Here is a 17,415-nt window from a genome sequence, read left to right as displayed (position 1 = left end):
GTCCATGTCCTGGTTGATCCTGATCCTCCTGGTCGGTCTGGTCCTGTGGGCCGTCGGCATCTACAACGGCCTGGTGATGGCGCGCAACGCGTACAAGAACGCGTTCGCCCAGATCGACGTCCAGCTCACCCGCCGCCACGACCTGATCCCGAACCTGGTCGAGGTCGCCAAGCGCTACATGGCGCACGAGAAGGACGCCCTGGAAGCGGTGATCATGGCCCGCAACTCGGCGGTCGGCGGCCTCGACCGCGCCAAGGCCAATCCCGGCGACCCGGGCGCCATGCAGGCGCTGTCCGGCGCCGAGAACCAGCTCACCGGCGCGCTCGGCCGGCTGTTCGCGCTGTCCGAGGCCTATCCGGACCTGAAGGCCAACCAGACCATGATGCAGCTCAGCGAGGAGCTGACCTCGACCGAGAACAAGGTGGCGTTCGCGCGGCAGGCCTACAACGACGCCGTGATGAACTACAACAACCGCCGCGAGATGTTCCCGAGCAGCGTGGTCGCCAACATGTTCGCGTTCACCCCGGCCAGCCTGCTCGAGGTCGAGTCGGCCGAGGTGCGCAAGGCGGTCCGGGTCGACTTCGGCGCGCCCTGAGGCGGCCGCCGGTCCGCCTGAGCGCGTCCGGTCGTGGACTTCTTCGAGCGCCAGCGGCAGGCGCGCACCGACTCGCGCCGCCTGGTCGCGCTGTTCGTGGCGGCGGTGGTCGGCATCGTCCTGGTCATCCAGGCCGCCCTGCTGGCCCTTCTGCACAGCCAGTCGATGCAGCGCCAGCGCGGCCAGCAGGCCTGGACGGCCACCGCCGCGGAGCATGCCGGCCTGATGCTGCTGGTCGCGGCGGTGGTGCTCGGCGTGATCTTCGTCGGCAGCCTGGTGCGCGCCGCGCAGTTGCGCGAGGGCGGCGCCGCGATCGCCCGGTCGCTGGGCGGCACCCAGATCCCGCCGTCCAGCCGCGATCTCGCCCACCAGCGCCTGCGCAACGTCGTCGAGGAAGTGGCGATCGCGTCGGGCGTGCCGGTGCCTCAGGTGTTCGTGCTGGAAAAGGAATCCGGCATCAATGCTTTCGCGGCCGGCTTCAGCACCGCCGACGCCGCCATCGCGGTGACCCGCGGCGCCCTGGACAGCCTGGACCGCGACGAGCTGCAGGGCGTGATCGCCCATGAATTCAGCCATGTGCTGAACGGCGACATGCGGCTCAACCTGCGCCTGGTCGGCTGGCTGGCCGGGATCACCGTGCTTTCGATGATCGGCCGCATCCTGATGCGGGCGCGCGGCCGCAACGCCGGCGGCGTGGTGATGGCCGGCCTGGTGCTGGCCGTGGTCGGCTCGGTCGGCCTGTTCTGCGCACGCATGATCAAGGCGGCGATCTCCCGGCAGCGCGAGTACCTGGCCGACGCCTCTGCGGTGCAGTTCACCCGCCAGACCCGCGGCATCGCCGATGCGCTGAAGGCGATCGCCGCCAGCAGCCACGGTTCCCGGCTGTCGGACACCGACGGCGAGGAAGTCAGCCATCTGCTGTTCGGCGACGGCGTCGGCTATTCCCGTCTGTTCGCCACCCATCCGCCGCTGGAACAGCGCATCCAGGCCCTGGAGCCGCGCTTCAAGCTGGCCGATCTCAAGGACTGGGCGCGCCAGCGCGCCGCCCTGCGCGCCGCCGCCGGCGAACGCGAGCGGGACGCCGCCGCGGCGGCGCGCTCGCGCGCCCGGGTCGGCTCGCCGATCGGCGTGCTGGGCGACGCCCTGCCCATGCCGGTGGTGCTGGCCGGCCTGGCCACCGGCGCTTCCGCCGCCCTGGACCCCAGGGAGGTGGTCGGCCAGGTCGCCAATCCCGGCAGCGAGGACATCGACACCGCCCACCTGCTGCACGAGGCGATCCCACCGGACCTCGAGGAGGCCGCGCACGACCCCGACCGGTCGGTGGCGGTGATCGCCGGCCTGCTGATCGCCACCGATGCCGCGACCCGCGAGCGCCAGCTCGGTGCCATCCAGCGGCAGTTCGGCCTGGCGACCGGCACTGCGGCGCTGGTCCAGGCGCAGCGCATCGCCGCCCTGCATCCGATGCAGCACCTGCCGCTGGCCGAGATCGCCTTCGCCTCGCTGCGCCGGCTGCCGGCGGCGGACATGCGCAAGGCCGGCGAGCTGGTCGACGTGCTGATCGCCGCCGACGGCGCGGTCGCACTCTTCGAGTTCTGCCTGGGCCACCTGCTGCGTCAGCACATCCGCGAGGCGCTCGACCCGACCGCCGTCCGCCTGTCCGGCCGGCGCTCGCTGAAGGACGTCGAGGCCGAGGCCGGGCTGCTGCTGTCGCTGCTTGCCCGGGGCGGCGGCGCCGACGCCGCGCGCGCCTTCGCCGCCGGCGTCGCCGAGCTCGGCCAGGCGGTGACTCCGCGCTTCGCGGTGCCGTCCGACTGGCCGCAACGGCTGGATGCCGCGCTCGACGCCCTCGACCAGCTCAAGCCCGCCGCCAAGTCGATGCTGGTGGCGGCGATGACCCGTACGGTCATGCACGACGGCCGCGTCGACGTCGCCGAGGCCGAATTGCTGCGCACCGCCTGCGCGGCCCTGCACTGTCCGCTGCCGCCGCTGCTGCACCAGGCGCGGACCCGGCTGGCCGGCCCGCCCACCGTCGAATGAGCGCCGGCGTCCAGGGCCTGCCCGGCGAGGCGCTGCCGCGCCAGCCCTGGTGGTCGGTCTGGGTCGGCGCGCGGCCGGGCGAATGGACGGCGCTGGCCTGGTCGTTCGCCTACTTCTTCTGCCTGCTGTGCGCCTATTACCTGATCCGTCCGATGCGCGACGAGATGGTGGTGCGCTTCGGCGCCGACCGCATGCAGTGGATCTACACCGTGGTGTTCGTGATCATGCTGGCGATCACGCCCGTCTACGGCTGGCTGGTGTCGCGCTGGCCGCGACGGCGCTTCCTGCCCTTCGTCTACCTGTTCTTCATCGCCTGCCTGGCCGGCTTCTGGCTGCTGTTCCGCTACAACGGCGCGCTCGCCGGGCTGGCCGGCGCCGACGCCGCCGCCTTCGGCCGCGGCTCGGCGGCGGTGCTGGCGATCTGGATCACCGTGTTCAACCTGTTCGTGGTCTCGGTGTTCTGGAGCTTCATGTCGGACATCTACGCCCCGGAACAGTCGCGCCGGCTGTTCGCGACCATCGCCACCGGCGGTACCCTGGGTGCGATCGTCGGCCCGCTGCTGGCACGGACCCTGGCGCCGCTGCTCGGCGTCGAGCGCCTGCTGCTGCTGTCGGGTCTGCTGCTCAGCCTGTGCCTTGTCTGCATCGCCCGGCTGATCCCCTGGGCCCGCGCCCGCGAGCGGGCGCTGCAGGGACTCGACCGCGACACGCCGATCGGTGGCAGCCTGCTGGCCGGCGCGACCCTGGTGTTCCAGCAGCCGATCCTGCGGCGCATGGCGGCCCTGATGCTGCTCGGGGTGGTGGTCGGCACCATCCTCTACAACCGGCAATTGCACCTGCAGAGCGCCAACCCGGACTCGCTCGGCCGGTTCGTGTTCTTCGCCAACCTCGACCTGTGGATCAACCTCCTGGCGATCACCGTGCAACTGGGCGCGACCCGGTTCCTGCTGCCCCGGTTCGGTGCCGGCTGGTTGCTGATGGCGCCGGGCCTGGCACTCATCGTCTGCTTCGCCGTCATCTACGGCAATCCAGTGGTGATGACGGTGGCCATAGCGCAGCTGGTTTCGCGCGGGCTGCTGTTCGGGATGCTCTCGCCCGCGCGCGAGACCCTGTATACGCGGGTCGACCGCGAGGCCCGCTACAAGGCCAAGAACTTCATCGACACCGCGGTCTGGCGAGGCGGCGACCTGGCCACGCAGTGGGGCATCGTGGTGCTGGCGGCGGTCGGCCTGGCGACGCCGGGGTTCGCCCTGGTCGGCATCGGTGCCGCGATCTGCTGGGTCGCCGTGGCCTGGGCGATCCGGCGCTGGGAGCGTGGCCGGGAAGGGCTCGAGCGCGCCGCCGCGGCCAGCGGACCCGGCACCACGCCGGGCCGAACCGGGGAGCGATAGGCCACGGCTATCATGCCGGCATGAACGCCGCCCCGGACGTCGCAGACCCTCGCACCGCGACCGTGCTCGACGGCAGCCGGCGCTCCTTCTGGCTGCTGCACAGCCTGGGCTGGATCGGCTACGGCGCCCTGCATTACCTGTCGGCGCTGAGCTACGGCAAGCACTGGGCCTATTTCGTGGTCAGCTTCGCCTCTGCGGGCATGGGCTTCGTGCTGACCCTGGGACTGCGCCTCCTGCTCAAGCGCTTCTGGGGCATCGCGCCGCCGCGCTTCGCGGTGGTGGTCGCGATCGGCGTGCTGGCGGTGGCGACGGTCTGGGCGCTGCTCTACGTCGAGATGGCGGTGCCCTACTGCCTGTGGCTGCACCCGCCCAGCGAATGCACCATGAAGATGCCCTGGGGCTACATCGGTTACATCGGCTCCCTGCTGTACGTATGCCTGAGCTGGACCGGCCTGTACCTGGGCATCAAGTACTACCGGCAGATGCGCGCGCAGACCGAGAGCGCGCTCAAGGCCAACGCCATGGCCCACCAGGCGCAGCTCAAGATGCTGCGCTACCAGCTCAACCCGCACTTCCTGTTCAACACCCTGAACGCGATCTCCACCCTGGTGCTGGAGAAGGACACCGGCACCGCCAACCGCATGGTCACCAGCCTGAGCGCCTTCCTGCGCCACTCGCTGGACTCCGACCCCATGCAGCGGGTCACCCTCAAGCAGGAACTGGATGCGCTGAACCTGTACCTGGGCATCGAGAAGGTGCGCTTCGCCGAGCGCCTGGGCCTGCGCTCCAGCATCGACGAGCAGGCCTACCGCGCCCTGGTGCCCAGCCTGCTGCTGCAGCCGCTGGCCGAGAATTCCATCAAGCACGCCATCTCGCAGCGCATCGAGGGCGGCGTGATCGAGATCGAGGCCCGTGTCGTCGACGGCCGCCTGGAGATCGCCGTGTCCGATACCGGCCCCGGCTGCGACGGCCTGCCCAGCGGCGGCGGGCTGCCGCAGGGCAGCGGCGTCGGCCTGGTCAACATCAGCGAGCGCCTGCGGGTACTCTATGGCGAGCGCAGCCGGTTCACCCTGGGCAACCGTCCGGGCGGTGGCTGCGAAGCCAGGATCGTCCTGCCCTTCGAATCCGCACTGTCAAGCTGAGCCCATGGAGTCGCCGAAGCCGCCGTCCACCTTGCGCACCGTGATCGTCGACGATGAGCCGCTGGCCCGGCGCGGCCTGCGCCTGCGCCTGGCCGGCGAGACCGACATCGACATCGTCGGCGAGTGCAGCAACGGCGACGAGGCGGTCAAGGTGATCGCCGCGCAGCGGCCGGACCTGGTGTTCCTGGACGTGCAGATGCCCGGCACCGACGGCTTCGGCGTGCTGCGCCGGCTGCCGCTGTCGTCGCTGCCGATGGTGGTGTTCGTGACTGCCTACGACCACTACGCGATCAGCGCCTTCGAGACCAACGCCGTCGACTACCTGCTCAAGCCGGTCGAGGAGACCCGCCTGGTGCAGGCGCTGTTCCGGGTCCGCGAGGCCGCCCAGGCGCGCGCCGCCGCCCGCCAGCGCGACCATCTGCTGAATCTGCTCGGCACGGTGACCGGCCAGCCGGAACTGACCCTGGAGCAGGCGCTGGCCGATGGCGCGGCCCTGCCCGATCCGCGCCGGCCGGTGCGCCTGGCGATCCGCGACGGCGGCCGTACCGTGCTGGTCGAGGAATCCGACATCGACTGGATCGACGCCGCCGGCGACTACATGTGCATCCACGCCGGCGGTGCCACCCACATCCTGCGCGGCACCCTGCGCGAGCTGGAAGCCAAGCTCGACGAGGACCGCTTCGCCCGCATCCATCGCTCGACCATCGTCAACGTCGACCGCGTGCGCGAGCTGCGCCCGCACATCAACGGCGAGTATTTCCTGACCCTGGACGGCGGCCACGAGGTCAAGCTCAGCCGCAGCTACCGCGAGCAGCTCAAGCGCTTCCGCACCTGAGCAGCCGCTCGCGGCGGCACCCTGGGGGACTCCGCACCGTCGCGCGAACCACCGCGGCTTCAGCCGCCGAAAGTCGTCGCCATCAGGATGTCGGTGCCGACGGTGAACTCGTGGCGGGCGACCTGGTCGCCGTACTGCGCCTCGAAGATCCAGACGCCATGGGCGGTGCCGGCCGGCAGCGGCTGCCAGGACCACGACCACCAGGAGGCGTTCCAGGTCTGCGGGCTGGCGTGCTGCCACTGGCTGGCGACGTTGCCGCGGCGACGCAGGCGGTAGGTGGCGGCGACGCCCTGCACCTGGTCGCGGTAGTAGGGCACCACGAACAGGTTGTCGATGCCGGGCCGGAAGTGGTTGCTGAAGTTCGGGGTTTCCTGGCCGGGGTTGGGGCAGCCGGCGTTGTGGTTGGGCACGGCCGAATGGGTGGCGAGCTTGTTGATGCCGCTGTCGCGGTAGGGCCGCTGGGCGGCCCACAGGGTCGGGCCGGTCCGGCAGGCGCCGGCATGCGGCTCGATGATGGCCGGGTTGGCGCCGGCGTCGGCGCGCAGCTCCAGGTGCAGGTGCGGGCCGGAGGAGCGGCCGGAGCTGCCGACCAGGCCCAGGTATTCGCCGGCCACCACCGGCTGGCCGACCGCCTTGGTCGTGGTGCTGCCGTTCTTCATGTGGCCGTACCAGGCGACGGTGCCGTCGGCATGCTGGACGTAGACGGCATTCCAGTTGGCGGCGGCGTTGGCGTCGCAGCTGCGGTCGGGGTGGCCGTCGTGCTTGTGCAGGATGACGCCGGGCGCCACCGCGACGATCTCGATGACCGCCTGGTCCATCATCCGCCAGGGGAACGGCCACAGGAAATAGTCGATGCCGGCGTGGTTGTAGCCGTTGGCCATGTCGTAGGTGCGGGAACCGCAGTTCCAGTCCAGCAACTGGTTCGGGAAAGCCGGGTTGAGGTCCACGTAGTTGGAGATGCCGTGGTAGTCCGGATCGCGGTAGCCGGGCCGGGCGCGCAGCGGCCAGACCAGGGCATCCAGGGCGCTGGTCGACGAGGGCGCGGGCAGCCGCCCTAGCGCGCGCAGCAGCGCCTGGCTCTGCGCCAGCTCGCGCTCGATGTTGGCGCGCACGAACGGCGGCATCTCGTCATGCGGCAGGGCGTCGGCATCCAGGCCGCCGCCCGCGGCCAGGGTCGGCGGTGGCAGCGGATCGCCGGCCAGGGCGGCGCAGGGCAGGGCGAGGGCCAGCAGCAGGAACGGCGCGGTGCGGCGATGGACGGGCTTCATGGCAGGACTCCGCAGGGTTTCGCCGACTAGGCGCAGGAAGCGCCCGGATCGGCTCATACGCGTGGCTGGACTCGCCGGGGGCAACCACGGGTTGCCTCGATGGCAGGGAACCACGCGGCAGGCACCCGGCTCGCACACCGGCGAGCGGCAGGGCAAGGTTAGTGCTGTCCGCGGCCAGCGTGCGCGGCCGGACCGGACACCGCCCGGCGCGACCGCCCCGGCTGCCAGGTGGCCGTTACGGGTGGCGGTGGTAGTACAGCCAGCCGGCCGCCCCCAGCAGCAGCAGGGGCAGGGCGTTGACCAGCGGCAGGCTGTAGCCGTAGACGTCGGCCAGGTTGATCAGCGCCCGCTGCAGGAAATGGAAGCTGACCGCGATCACGATGCCCAGGAACAGGCGCTTGCCGAAGCCGCCCGAGCGCAGCGCGCCGAACGCGAACGGCGTCACCGCGAACACCAGGGCCAGGGTGGTCAGCGGCGAGAACAGGCGCATCCAGAACGCCGCCTCGATGTCCTGGGTATGCAGGCGGTTGGCCTTGCGGTACTGCCAGCTTTCCCACAGCGCGGCCAGGTCCAGATAGCGGGCGCGGATGGCGCCCTGGCCGAGCACGGCCGGGTCCAGGCTGGACTGCCAGCCGTCGCTTTCCGCGGCCAGCGACTCGACGCGGTCGCCGTGGAAGCGGAAGCGCTGCACTTCGTCCAGGCGCCACTGGCCCTGCTCGTGGACGGCACGGCCCGCGCGGGTCACCTCGGCGAGGCGGCCGCCGGGCTCGAAGGCGAACAGGCGGATCTCGCGCAATTCCAGGCGGCCCCGGTCGTTGAGCACGCGCTTGGCGTTGATCACGGTGTCGGCGTCGCGCGCCCACAGGCCCAGGCCGGACAGCGCGTAGTCGCGGTTCTTGGCCTGCAGCGCCAGGGCCTGGGCCCAGCGCTCGCCCTGCGGCGCCAGCGTCTCGCCGATCGCGGTCACCGCCAGGGTCATGGCGGCGACCACGGCGACCGCGGCCAGCGCGATCCGGCGCTTGGCGAGGCCGGCGGCGCGCAGCGCGGTCAGCTCGCCCTGGCTGGCCAGCACGCCCAGCCCGACCAGGGTGCCGATCAGCGCGCAGTAGGCGAAGTTCTCGTGGATGCGGCGCGGCACCGTGTAGGCGACGTAGACAAGCGCCTTGACCAGGGTGTAGTCGCCCTCGCCGAGGTCCTCGAACTCGCCGACCAGGGCCAGCAACAGGTCGAAGCCGATCAGCACCGCCATCACCACCAGGGTGCTGGCGGCCACCGTCGAGGCCAGCAGGCGGTCGACCTGGCGCACCGGCAGCAGCGCCATCAGCCGGCTCCGCCGCCGGGCAGGCGGCTGTCGCGACGGTACAGCCAGCCGGCCAGCAGCAGGCCGCCGGCGTAGATCCACCACAGGCCAAGATAGGGCGGCAGCACGCCCTGCTGCAGCCAGGCGCGGCCGAGGCCGAGCAGGTTGGTCATCACCAGATAGGCCAGCAGGGCCAGCAGGATCTTGCCGTAGCGGGTGCGTCGCGGCGGCGAGCGCGACATCGGCAGCGCCAGCCAGGCCAGCAGCAGCGGCGCCAGCACCGCCGAGAGGCGCCAGTGCAGCTCCGCCCGCGCCGCCGGCGACTCGTCCTCGAGCAGGCTCAGGGTGTCGATCTCGGCGGTCGGGTGTTTGAGCTGGGTTTCCGGCGCATCGGGGATGCGCAGGCTGTTGCGCTCGAAGCGCATGGTCCGGAACGCCGCGTTCTCCAGCGTGCCCTCGACGCGGAAGCCGTCCTCGAGCTGCAGGTAGCGCTCCTCGACGGCGTCGCGGAAGAACTCGCCCGACTCGGCGCTGATGATGTCGATGCCGTCCTCGCGCTCGTTGTAGACGAACAGCTGGCCGAAGCGGGTGCCGGCGGCGTTCATCTCGCCGATGTAGAGCACCGCGTCGCGCCCGGGGATCTCCACGAAGCGGCCGGGTTCCAGGCCGGCGACCAGCATCGACCGGCTTGCCTCCTGGATCATCCGGTTGCCGGCGCGCGCGGCGCCGGGGGCCAGCCAGAACGACAGCGCCGCCAGCACCGCGGCGACCGGCAGGGCGACGCAGGCGATCGGCACCAGCAATTGCCTCGGGCCGTAGCCGGAGGCCGCTAGCACCGCCATCTCGCCGTCGCGGTACAGGCGACCCAGGCCCAGCAGCACGCCCAGGAACAGCGCCAGCGGCAGGATCAGCACCAGCGCCTCCAGCGAGCGCAGGCCGATCTGCGAGACCAGCAGCGCCGCGGCAACCTTGCCGCGCGCGATCTTGCTCAGCGTGTCGGCCATGACGCCGCCCAGCACGACGATCAGCATCACCGCCATCACCGCCAGCAGGGCCTGCAGCAGCTCGGTGATCACGTAGCGGTCGAGGCGGCCCAGCATCAGGGTCTCCGGACCGGGCTGCTAAACTCACGTGCTGCCGGGGCGCCCGCGCGCGCGCCGCCCAGGATCATCCCGGACCACCTTCACGGACCGCGGCGCCGCTGGCGCCCCGGTTCCCTTGCTGCAGGAATGCCATGTCGATCGATTTCGCTCTGACCCAGGCCCGGCCCGCTTCGGCGGCAGTGGGCGCCCTTGTCGTCGGTCTCTTCGAGGACCGCGTGATGACCTCGGCGGCGGCAGCCGTCGATGAAGCCTGCGGTGGCCGCCTGAAAGCCCTGGTCGACGCCGAGGATATCAGCGGCAAGTCGGGCAAGGTAGGCGTGCTGCACCGCCTGGATGGCCTGGATTCACCGCGCGTGCTGGTGGTCGGCCTGGGCGATCGCCGCAAGTTCGATGCCGCCGCCTACCGCAAGGCGGTGGCGGTCGCCGTGCGCGCGCTGCGCGAGACGCCAGCCGCCGACGCCCTGCTGACGCTGCCGGAAATCGACGTGCCCGGTCGCGACCGCGCCTGGCGCATCCGCCACGCCGTCCAGGTCGCCGCGGCGGAGTCCTACCAGTACACGGCCACCCGCAAGCCCAGGCCGGTGGCCCTGCGCCGCCTCGACCTGCCCGGCGGCGACGCCGACGCGCCGGCGCTGGCGCGCGCCCGCGCCACCGCCGCCGGCGTTGCTGCGGCCCGCGAGCTGGGCAACCTGCCGCCCAACATCTGCACGCCCGAGTACATGGCCAAGCACGCCCAGGCGCTGGCCGCCAGCCTGGAGGGCGTGGATTGCACGGTGCTCGAGGAAGCCGAGATGGAATCCCTCGGCATGGGCTCGCTGCTGGCGGTTGCGCGCGGCAGCGCCAACCGGCCGCGCCTGATCGCGCTGTCCTGGCGCGGCGGCGCCGAGGGCGACAAGCCGCATGTGCTGGTCGGCAAGGGCATCACCTTCGACACCGGCGGCATCTCGCTCAAGCCCGGGCCGGGCATGGAGGAGATGAAGTTCGACATGTGCGGCGCGGCCACCGTGCTGGGCGCCTTCGAAGCAGCGGTGCGCGCGCGCCTGCCGGTCAACCTGAGCGTCGTGGTGGCGGCGGTCGAGAACATGCCCGACGGCGCCGCCTACCGGCCCGGCGACGTGCTGACCTCGATGTCGGGCAAGACCATCGAAGTGCTCAACACCGACGCCGAGGGCCGGCTGATCCTGTGCGACGCGCTGACCTGGGCCCAGAAGACCTTCGAGCCGAAGGTGCTGGTCGATTGCGCGACCCTCACCGGCGCCTGCGTGGTCGCCCTGGGCAAGCATCCGCACGGGCTGTTCAGCGCCGACGACGAGCTGGCCCGCGAGCTGCTCGAGGCCGGCGAAGCCGAGCACGACCGCGCCTGGCGCATGCCTCTGTGGAGCGACTACCAGGAGCAGATCGACTCGGTGGTCGCCGATGTCGCCAACCTGGGCGGCAAGTGGGGCGGCGCGATCACCGCCGCCTGCTTCCTGTGGCGGTTCACCGAAGGCCAGCGCTGGGCGCACCTCGACATCGCAGGCACCGCCTGGGACGAGGGCCGCAAGGGCCTGGCCACCGGCCGGCCGGTGCCGCTGCTGGTGGAATACCTGGCACGCCAGGCCGCCGGCTGAGCCGCACGCCATGCCGGACGCCGTCGAGTTCCATCGCGCCGCCGGCTTTCCCGACGCCGATCCCCTGGCGCCGGCGCTTACCCTGCTGGCGCGGCTGGCCACCGGCGGCGGGCGACCGCTGCTGGTGCTGGCCGGCAACGCCACGCAGGCGCGCGTGCTGGACGACCGCCTGTGGGCGGTCGATCCGGGCCTGTTCCTGCCCCACGCGCTGGCCGACGACGAGCACGCCGCGGCAGCCTGGATCCTCATCGCGGCGCCCGGCCAGCCGGCGCCCGAGGCCGACGTGCGGCTGAACCTCGGCCCGGCGCCGCTGACCGCCGCGCCGGGACGGATCATCGAGATCGTGCCCCAGGACGACCGCGGCCGCACCGCCGCCCGCCAGCGCTGGCGCGACTACCAGGCCGCCGGGCTGGCGCCGGTCATGTTCGAGCTGGGGCCCTGAGGGGGAGCGGGGAGCGGGGAGCGGGGACCGGGGAGCGGGGAGCGGGGACCGGGGAGCGGGGAGCGGGGACCGGGGACCGGGGACCAGGGACCAGGGACCAGGGACCAGGGAGCCAGGGACCAGGGACCAGGGACCAGGGACCAGGGACCAGGGACCAGGGACCAGGGACCAGGGGCCAGGGGCCAGGGGCCGGGGCCAGGGGCCAGGGGCCAGGGGCCAGGCACCAGGGACCAGGGGCCAGGGGCCAGGGGCCAGGGACAAAGGACCAAGGGCCAGGGACCAGGGAGCCAGGGAGCCAGGGAGCCAGGGAGCCAGGGAGCCAGGGAGCAGGGACGGAGCGTGAACTGTCCTTCCCCCCGCGGCGAGGCTTGTCCCTTTCGTATCGCCACCCCCACAGCCAGCGCCCCTGCCAAGCGCGTACCGCCAGTGCGACGGCACCGCACTTCTCCCCTCCCCCGCCTGCGGGGGAGGGGCGGGGGAGAGGGCCGCCCCGGCCAGCGCGCGCCCTAAAACGTGGCCACGCCCACGGGCACCCGCGCGCCCCGGAAACGGTCGTACCGGAACACCACCCCCAAGCACGCTCACCTGCCGCGGCATGAGGGACCGGATCCCGCTGCACTCCCGGGAACTCGAAGCCCGGAACCCCGTTGCCAGATCTCTGGCCACCCCCGCCCACGTCCCCAGTCCCGGTCCCAACCCCCGACGACGAAAGAATCGCGGCACCCAGGTGCTGGGAGAGCCCGCCTAGCCACCTGGAGGACCCCTGCCGGCTTTGCTCGATGAGATCGCTCTGATCTCCAGCTTTGCCGTTGCCCCTGACCCGGCCAGCCCAGGACGCCCCGCTCAGTTGCCCGGGGACGACTCAGCCGGACGGCAGCAGCGCCATCCTGGTGCCGGCGGCAAGATCGTGCGGCGCGCGGCGGTCGCGGTCGATCAGGGTCCACAGCAGGCCGGCGCCGGCCGGCAGCGCCACCAGGCAGCCGACCAGGTAGCGCAGCCAGGCCTGGCCCCAGCCGATCCGGCCGCCGTCGCGGCTGCGCACCACCAGCCGCCAGGGGCGCATGCCCAGGGTCTGCCCGCCGAACCGCCAGGACAGCGTGTAATACAGCCCGGTGGCCAGCCACAGGGCGACATACAGCGCGATCTGCGCCGGCCAGTCGCGCACCCGCACGGCGCCGTCCTCGATCGCCGAGCCGACCGGTCCGCCACTGACCGCCACCGCCACCAGGGCGATGAAGAACCACAGCCCGATCAGCGCCATCAGGTCGTAGACGAAGGCGATCAGGCGGCGCCAGGGGGCGGCGGGCGGCTCGGCGGACATGGCGGGACTTGGCAGGGCAGGGCGGGGAACGGACCATACCAGCATGCCGCGAACCCGCCCCGCCCCTGCGCTTGCCGGCCTGCCGCCGCTGCCGGCCGCGGCCGCGGCACTGGTCGATGCGTTCCTCGACCACCACTGGTCGGAATCCGGCGCCAGCCGCAACACCCTGGCCGCCTACCGGCAGGACCTGTCCGGCATCGGCCGCTGGCTGGCCGGCCGCGGCCTGGCCCTGGACCAGCTCGATCGCGCCCTGCTGTATGACCATCTCGCCGAGCGCCTGGTCGCGGGCTACCAGCCGCGCAGCAACGCGCGGCTGCTGTCCTGCCTGCGCCGGTTCAGCCAGTGGCTGCTCCGCCAGGGCCGTATCCAGGCCGACCCCACGGCGCTGATCGAGGCCCCGAAGCCGGGGCGCAGCCTGCCCCGGGCGCCCGGCGAGGCCGATGTCGAGGCGCTGCTGCGCGCCCCCGATGTCGACACCCCGCTGGGCCTGCGCGACCGCGCCATGCTGGAATTGATGTACGCCACCGGCCTGCGCGTCTCCGAACTGGTCGGCCTGCGCCTGGACCAGGTCAACTTGCGCCAGGGCGTGCTGCGCGTGGTCGGCAAGGGCGACAAGGAGCGCCTGCTGCCGGTCGGGGAAGAGGCCGGGCACTGGCTGCAGCGCTACCTGACCGGCGCCCGCCCGCTGCTGGCCCGGCACCCGGGCGAACCTGCGCTGTTCCTCAACGCCCGCGGCGGTGCGCTGACCCGCCAGGCGTTCTGGCAGTTCATCAAGCGCCATGCCCTGGTCGCCGGCATCGACACCGCGCTGTCGCCGCATGGCCTGCGCCATGCCTTCGCCACCCACCTGCTCAACCACGGCGCCGACCTGCGCGTGCTGCAGCTCCTGCTCGGCCATGCCAGCCTGTCGACCACGCAGATCTACACCCTGGTCGCCCGCGAGGGGCTGAAGCGCCTGCACGCGGCCCATCATCCGCGCGGCTGACCTGTGGCCCCTCCTGCGGCCCATGGTTTCATCCGCGCGGCGCCGGCGGTCTGAGCCGCCCACATCATCGCTGTCAGGCGATCGGAAGGCGCCGTCCACGCAACGAGGGGCAGGGCAGGGCGACGGCAAGGGGCCTGACGTCGCACACCGCCTCGGTGGCGGGTCGCGGTGTCGCTGCGACATCGGTCACGGGACACGGCGCGCTCCAGCACCGGCGCTTGCGCCCCGGAGGGCCCTGCCTCCGCCCCGTGCTACCCTGCGCCCCGCTCCGCGCCAGGCTGGCCGCGCCAGCGTCCCGCCGCCGGTGCGCGGTGGGGAACCTGACGCCCCCGGCGCGGTCGGAGCCCCACGCCCCGCCCCTGACGGATGACCCGATGAACAAGTTCCTTGCCGCCGTTGGCCTGCTGCTGGCCGCCTCCCTTCCTGCCAGCGCCGACGACAAGGTGGTCCGCGAGGCCATCCAGGGCCTGGTGCCTGGCGCCAGCATCGACGCCATCGCCGAGTCGACCCTGCCCGGCTTCTACGAGGTCACCCTCGGCGGCCAGGTGGTCTATGTCACCGCCGACGGCCGCTACCTGGTCCAGGGCGCGGTGTTCGACATCGTCAACCGGGTCGACCTGACCGAGCAGAAGCGCGCCGGCGCCCGCCGCGAGGCCCTGGCTGCCGTGCCCGCCGACAAGCGCATCGTGTTCGCGCCGTCCGAGGTCAAGCACCGGCTGACCGTGTTCACCGACATCGACTGCGGCTACTGCCGGCGTCTGCACCAGGAGATGGCCGAGTACAACGCTCGCGGCATCGCCATCGAGTACCTGTGGTTCCCGCGTGCCGGCGTCGGCAGCGAATCCTTCCAGAAGGCCGTCAACGTCTGGTGCGCGCCGGACCGCCGCGACGCCATGACCCGCGCCAAGGCGGGCCAGGAGGTCGAGCAGCGCACCTGCCCCAACCCGGTCGGCGAGGACTACACGCTGGGCCAGCAGATCGGCATCTCCGGCACGCCGGCCCTGATCACCGAGGACGGCACCCTGCTGCCCGGCTACATGCCCGCCGACCAGTTGCTGATGCGGCTGGACGGCCTCAAGCAGGCGGCGGCCGGCACCGACTGATCGGCACCGCCCTGCGGCAGTTCCAGCGGGCCCGCCACGCGCGGGCCCGCGGCTTTTCCGGGGGCGGGGAGGCGGGCGCGCCGACCCGTCCAGGTCGCTGGTTTGACCTGCCGGCGGGCGTGGCCTACCGTACAAAGCCACGCTTGCCACGATGACGCCATCTCGATGAATGCCTGCGTCCGCTCCCGGGCAGGTCGCTTCGCCGCTGCCCTGCTGTTCCTGCTGGCGCCCGCGATCGCCCTGGCGATACCGGTCAAGCCCGGCCATGCCGGCCACTGGTCGGCGCCGGAGCGCGACGGCGAGGGCTGGGTGCTGGAGATGCTGGCTGCCGACAGCGCGCTGCTGTACTGGTTCACCTACGACGAGGCCGGCAACCAGCGCTGGCTGACGGCGGTGGGCGAGCTGCGCAGCGACGCCGAAGGCGAGTACCTGGCGTTCCCGGAACTGGTCGCCACCCGCGGCGCCCGCTTTGGTGCGGCGTTCGATCCTGACGACGTGGTGCGCGAGGTGGTAGGCAACGGCCGGCTGCGCTTCGAGGACTGCGAGCGCGCGACGTTCGGGTTCCAGGCCTACGGGCAGACGCTGACGATCCCGCTGCGCCGGCTGGCGCACCTGATGGGCAGCGCCTGCGAGCGGCCGCACGGGACGACCGGCCGGCCGTCGGCGGCGCATGCCGGGCTGAGCGGATCCTGGTTCGATCCGTCGCGCAGCGGCGAGGGTTACGCGCTGCAGTGGATCAATCCCGAGCAGGCGATCGTGACCTGGTACACGTACGACACGGCGGGCCGGCAGTACTGGCTGATCGGCGAGGGCCGCTTCGATGCGCAGGGTCGGATCGTCGCGCAGGTGCACAGCACGCGTGGCGGCCGGTTCGGCGCGGCCTTCGATCCGGGCCAGGTGGAGCGGGTCGACTGGGGCGAGGTGGTGCTGTCGATCGGCTGCGACGGCGGCCCCGGCGACTATGCCTCGACGGTGCCAGGCTTCGGCCAGGGTCGCCAGCAATTGCAGCGGCTGACCGCCCTGCACCGGCTGGGCTGCCCCTGGCAGGCGCCGCGGCTGACCGACCTGTACGAGGTCGAGCTGGTGGAGCTGCCCCGCGACATCGCCGACGCGCAGTACCCAGGCCACTCCAACCAGACAGCCATCCTTACCGATTTGAGCAATCTTGGTTACCTGAACGACGCCGGCGCCCTCTGGTCGGAAGGTCAGATCGGGAGTCCGTTCGCAGCTCCGCTCAGGCCCGTGGTGAGCCTCTCGCCGGGTGACACGGCCTGGCGGGTGCTGGGGCCTCTGCCCGCCTACATGTACTGGTTCCGGGGTGCGGCTCAGGGGGGCGAGTTGGTTGGGTACAGGGGCTCCATCTCCGGCTCTAGCGTGGAGACGGTTCGCTGGTCGGGTGAGACCTGGCAGGGCATCGATCCGGTTCACGGGCCAGGTCACGCGCCGGAGGCCATGTCTGCCGATGGCCAGAACCTTGTGCTGAGGCGTTTCGCGGCCGGCCAATCCGTCGGGCAGTACCGCTGGACCCGGGGCTCGGCCCCAGTCGAGCTGCCGCGGGGCCCGTATGCGGCCACCCGCGCGTTCCTGGTGGGAGACGGCGACGGGCCCGCCGTCGGCATCGTCACTGATGCAAGCGCGGGCGGCGCCTCGTCCATGGCGATCATCTGGAACGAACCCGGCCAGCCGCCGCATCGGCCGTCCGGCCCGCCGATGCAGCCCGGCAACCCGGCTTCGCCGCGCTGGGTTCTGGTTCGCCCAGGCGCCTGCTCCAGCGATTGTCGCATCGTGTTCGGCGGGGAGGCGGCGGCCGGCGACGACGCATCGTGGCTCCGCGCGGAGCCCTGGTACCTGCTGGCCGATGGCCGCAGCGCCTTCCTGGGCGCCGTGCCCGTTCCGGCGAGCCAGCAGCCGCGGTCCCGTTACTTTCTCCGGGGCGCCGCGGCGGATGGCAGCCTGCTGTCCGGCTGGGAGTCCAGTGCGGCGGCCGGCCCGTTCGCAGACCGGTACGACGGCTTCATCTGGACGCAGCTCACCGGCATGGCATCGCTGAGTGCGGTGCTGGAAGAGGTTGGTGTGCCAGTGGCCGACTGGGGCAGCGCCCGGGTCCACTTGGTGTCACCCAGCGGACTTCGCATGATGGTCGTGGGTGGTGCGGGCCGATACCTGCTCACCCTGGTTCCCCGAACCAACGCACGCTGAAGGCGTCCCTTCGCGCTGACGCAGGGTTCGCTGGGCGGGGCGACCCAAGGGACTTGCTGGTCGGGTGCAGGACCGACGAGTGCC

14 protein-coding genes are annotated in these 17,415 nt (G+C 72.2%); 10 read left to right on the top strand and 4 right to left on the bottom strand.

Annotation, left to right across the window (positions count from 1 at the left end):
• The first annotated feature begins 4 nt into the window (after window positions 1-4).
• The 5 genes from KF823_07730 to KF823_07710 are packed head-to-tail and all read left to right on the top strand — an operon-like array spanning window position 5 to window position 6,000.
• A complete protein-coding gene (locus KF823_07730) occupies window positions 5-595 on the top strand; it encodes a LemA family protein (protein ID MBX3725793.1) in 591 nt (196 codons plus the stop codon).
• A 33-nt stretch (window positions 596-628) separates the two neighbouring features.
• Window positions 629-2,632, top strand: coding sequence for a M48 family metallopeptidase (locus KF823_07725; protein MBX3725792.1), 2,004 nt, complete (start codon window positions 629-631; stop codon window positions 2,630-2,632).
• Window positions 2,629-4,023, top strand: a complete 1,395-nt coding sequence (locus tag KF823_07720) for an MFS transporter (protein ID MBX3725791.1) — start codon at window positions 2,629-2,631, stop codon at window positions 4,021-4,023. The genes KF823_07725 and KF823_07720 overlap by 4 nt, the downstream gene beginning before the upstream one ends.
• 20 nt (window positions 4,024-4,043) lie before the next feature.
• Complete coding sequence (locus KF823_07715) at window positions 4,044-5,165, top strand: histidine kinase (protein ID MBX3725790.1); 1,122 nt, start codon at window positions 4,044-4,046, stop codon at window positions 5,163-5,165.
• Window positions 5,166-5,169: 4 nt separating this feature from the next.
• Window positions 5,170-6,000 carry a response regulator transcription factor gene (locus tag KF823_07710; GenBank protein MBX3725789.1) on the top strand — a complete coding sequence of 277 codons (831 nt, stop codon included), beginning with the start codon at window positions 5,170-5,172 and terminating at the stop codon, window positions 5,998-6,000.
• A gap of 59 nt (window positions 6,001-6,059) precedes the next feature.
• On the opposite strand, the gene KF823_07705 is transcribed toward KF823_07710, so the two are convergent.
• The 3 genes from KF823_07705 to lptF form a co-directional block, all read right to left on the bottom strand.
• On the bottom strand, window positions 6,060-7,268 hold the full coding sequence (locus tag KF823_07705; GenBank protein MBX3725788.1) for a M23 family metallopeptidase: 1,209 nt from the start codon (window positions 7,266-7,268) through the stop codon (window positions 6,060-6,062).
• Window positions 7,269-7,503: 235 nt separating this feature from the next.
• A complete protein-coding gene (lptG, locus tag KF823_07700) occupies window positions 7,504-8,589 on the bottom strand; it encodes an LPS export ABC transporter permease LptG (protein ID MBX3725787.1) in 1,086 nt (361 codons plus the stop codon).
• The gene (gene lptF, locus KF823_07695; protein MBX3725786.1) at window positions 8,589-9,668 is read right to left on the bottom strand and encodes an LPS export ABC transporter permease LptF; all 1,080 of its coding nucleotides are present in this window, start codon (window positions 9,666-9,668) and stop codon (window positions 8,589-8,591) included. Before lptF ends, lptG begins: the two co-directional genes overlap by 1 nt.
• Before the next feature lie 134 nt (window positions 9,669-9,802).
• Here lptF and KF823_07690 point away from each other — a divergent pair, with 134 nt between their 5' ends.
• Window positions 9,803-11,281 carry a leucyl aminopeptidase gene (locus tag KF823_07690; GenBank protein MBX3725785.1) on the top strand — a complete coding sequence of 493 codons (1,479 nt, stop codon included), beginning with the start codon at window positions 9,803-9,805 and terminating at the stop codon, window positions 11,279-11,281.
• Window positions 11,282-11,291: 10 nt separating this feature from the next.
• Complete coding sequence (locus tag KF823_07685; GenBank protein ID MBX3725784.1) at window positions 11,292-11,723, top strand: DNA polymerase III subunit chi; 432 nt, start codon at window positions 11,292-11,294, stop codon at window positions 11,721-11,723.
• Window positions 11,724-12,585: 862 nt separating this feature from the next.
• Here the strand turns inward: KF823_07685 and KF823_07680 are convergent.
• Window positions 12,586-13,044, bottom strand: a complete 459-nt coding sequence (locus KF823_07680) for an RDD family protein (protein ID MBX3725783.1) — start codon at window positions 13,042-13,044, stop codon at window positions 12,586-12,588.
• A 43-nt stretch (window positions 13,045-13,087) separates the two neighbouring features.
• Between KF823_07680 and xerD the strand changes: the two genes are divergently transcribed.
• From xerD to KF823_07665, 3 genes are all read left to right on the top strand, one after another.
• On the top strand, window positions 13,088-14,029 hold the full coding sequence (xerD, locus tag KF823_07675) for a site-specific tyrosine recombinase XerD (GenBank protein ID MBX3725782.1): 942 nt from the start codon (window positions 13,088-13,090) through the stop codon (window positions 14,027-14,029).
• Between the two features lie 374 nt (window positions 14,030-14,403).
• Window positions 14,404-15,132 (top strand): DsbC family protein, encoded by a 729-nt coding sequence (locus KF823_07670; GenBank protein ID MBX3725781.1) that lies wholly within the window; start codon window positions 14,404-14,406, stop codon window positions 15,130-15,132.
• Window positions 15,133-15,297: 165 nt separating this feature from the next.
• Window positions 15,298-17,331, top strand: coding sequence for a hypothetical protein (locus KF823_07665; protein ID MBX3725780.1), 2,034 nt, complete (start codon window positions 15,298-15,300; stop codon window positions 17,329-17,331).
• The last annotated feature ends 84 nt before the right edge of the window (window positions 17,332-17,415 follow it).

Source organism: Lysobacterales bacterium (genome assembly GCA_019634735.1).
Classification (GTDB): Bacteria; Pseudomonadota; Gammaproteobacteria; order Xanthomonadales; family UBA2363; genus Pseudofulvimonas.
The sequence above is the reverse complement of the archived record's forward strand: the minus strand, read 5'-3'. Positions and strand labels throughout refer to the sequence as shown.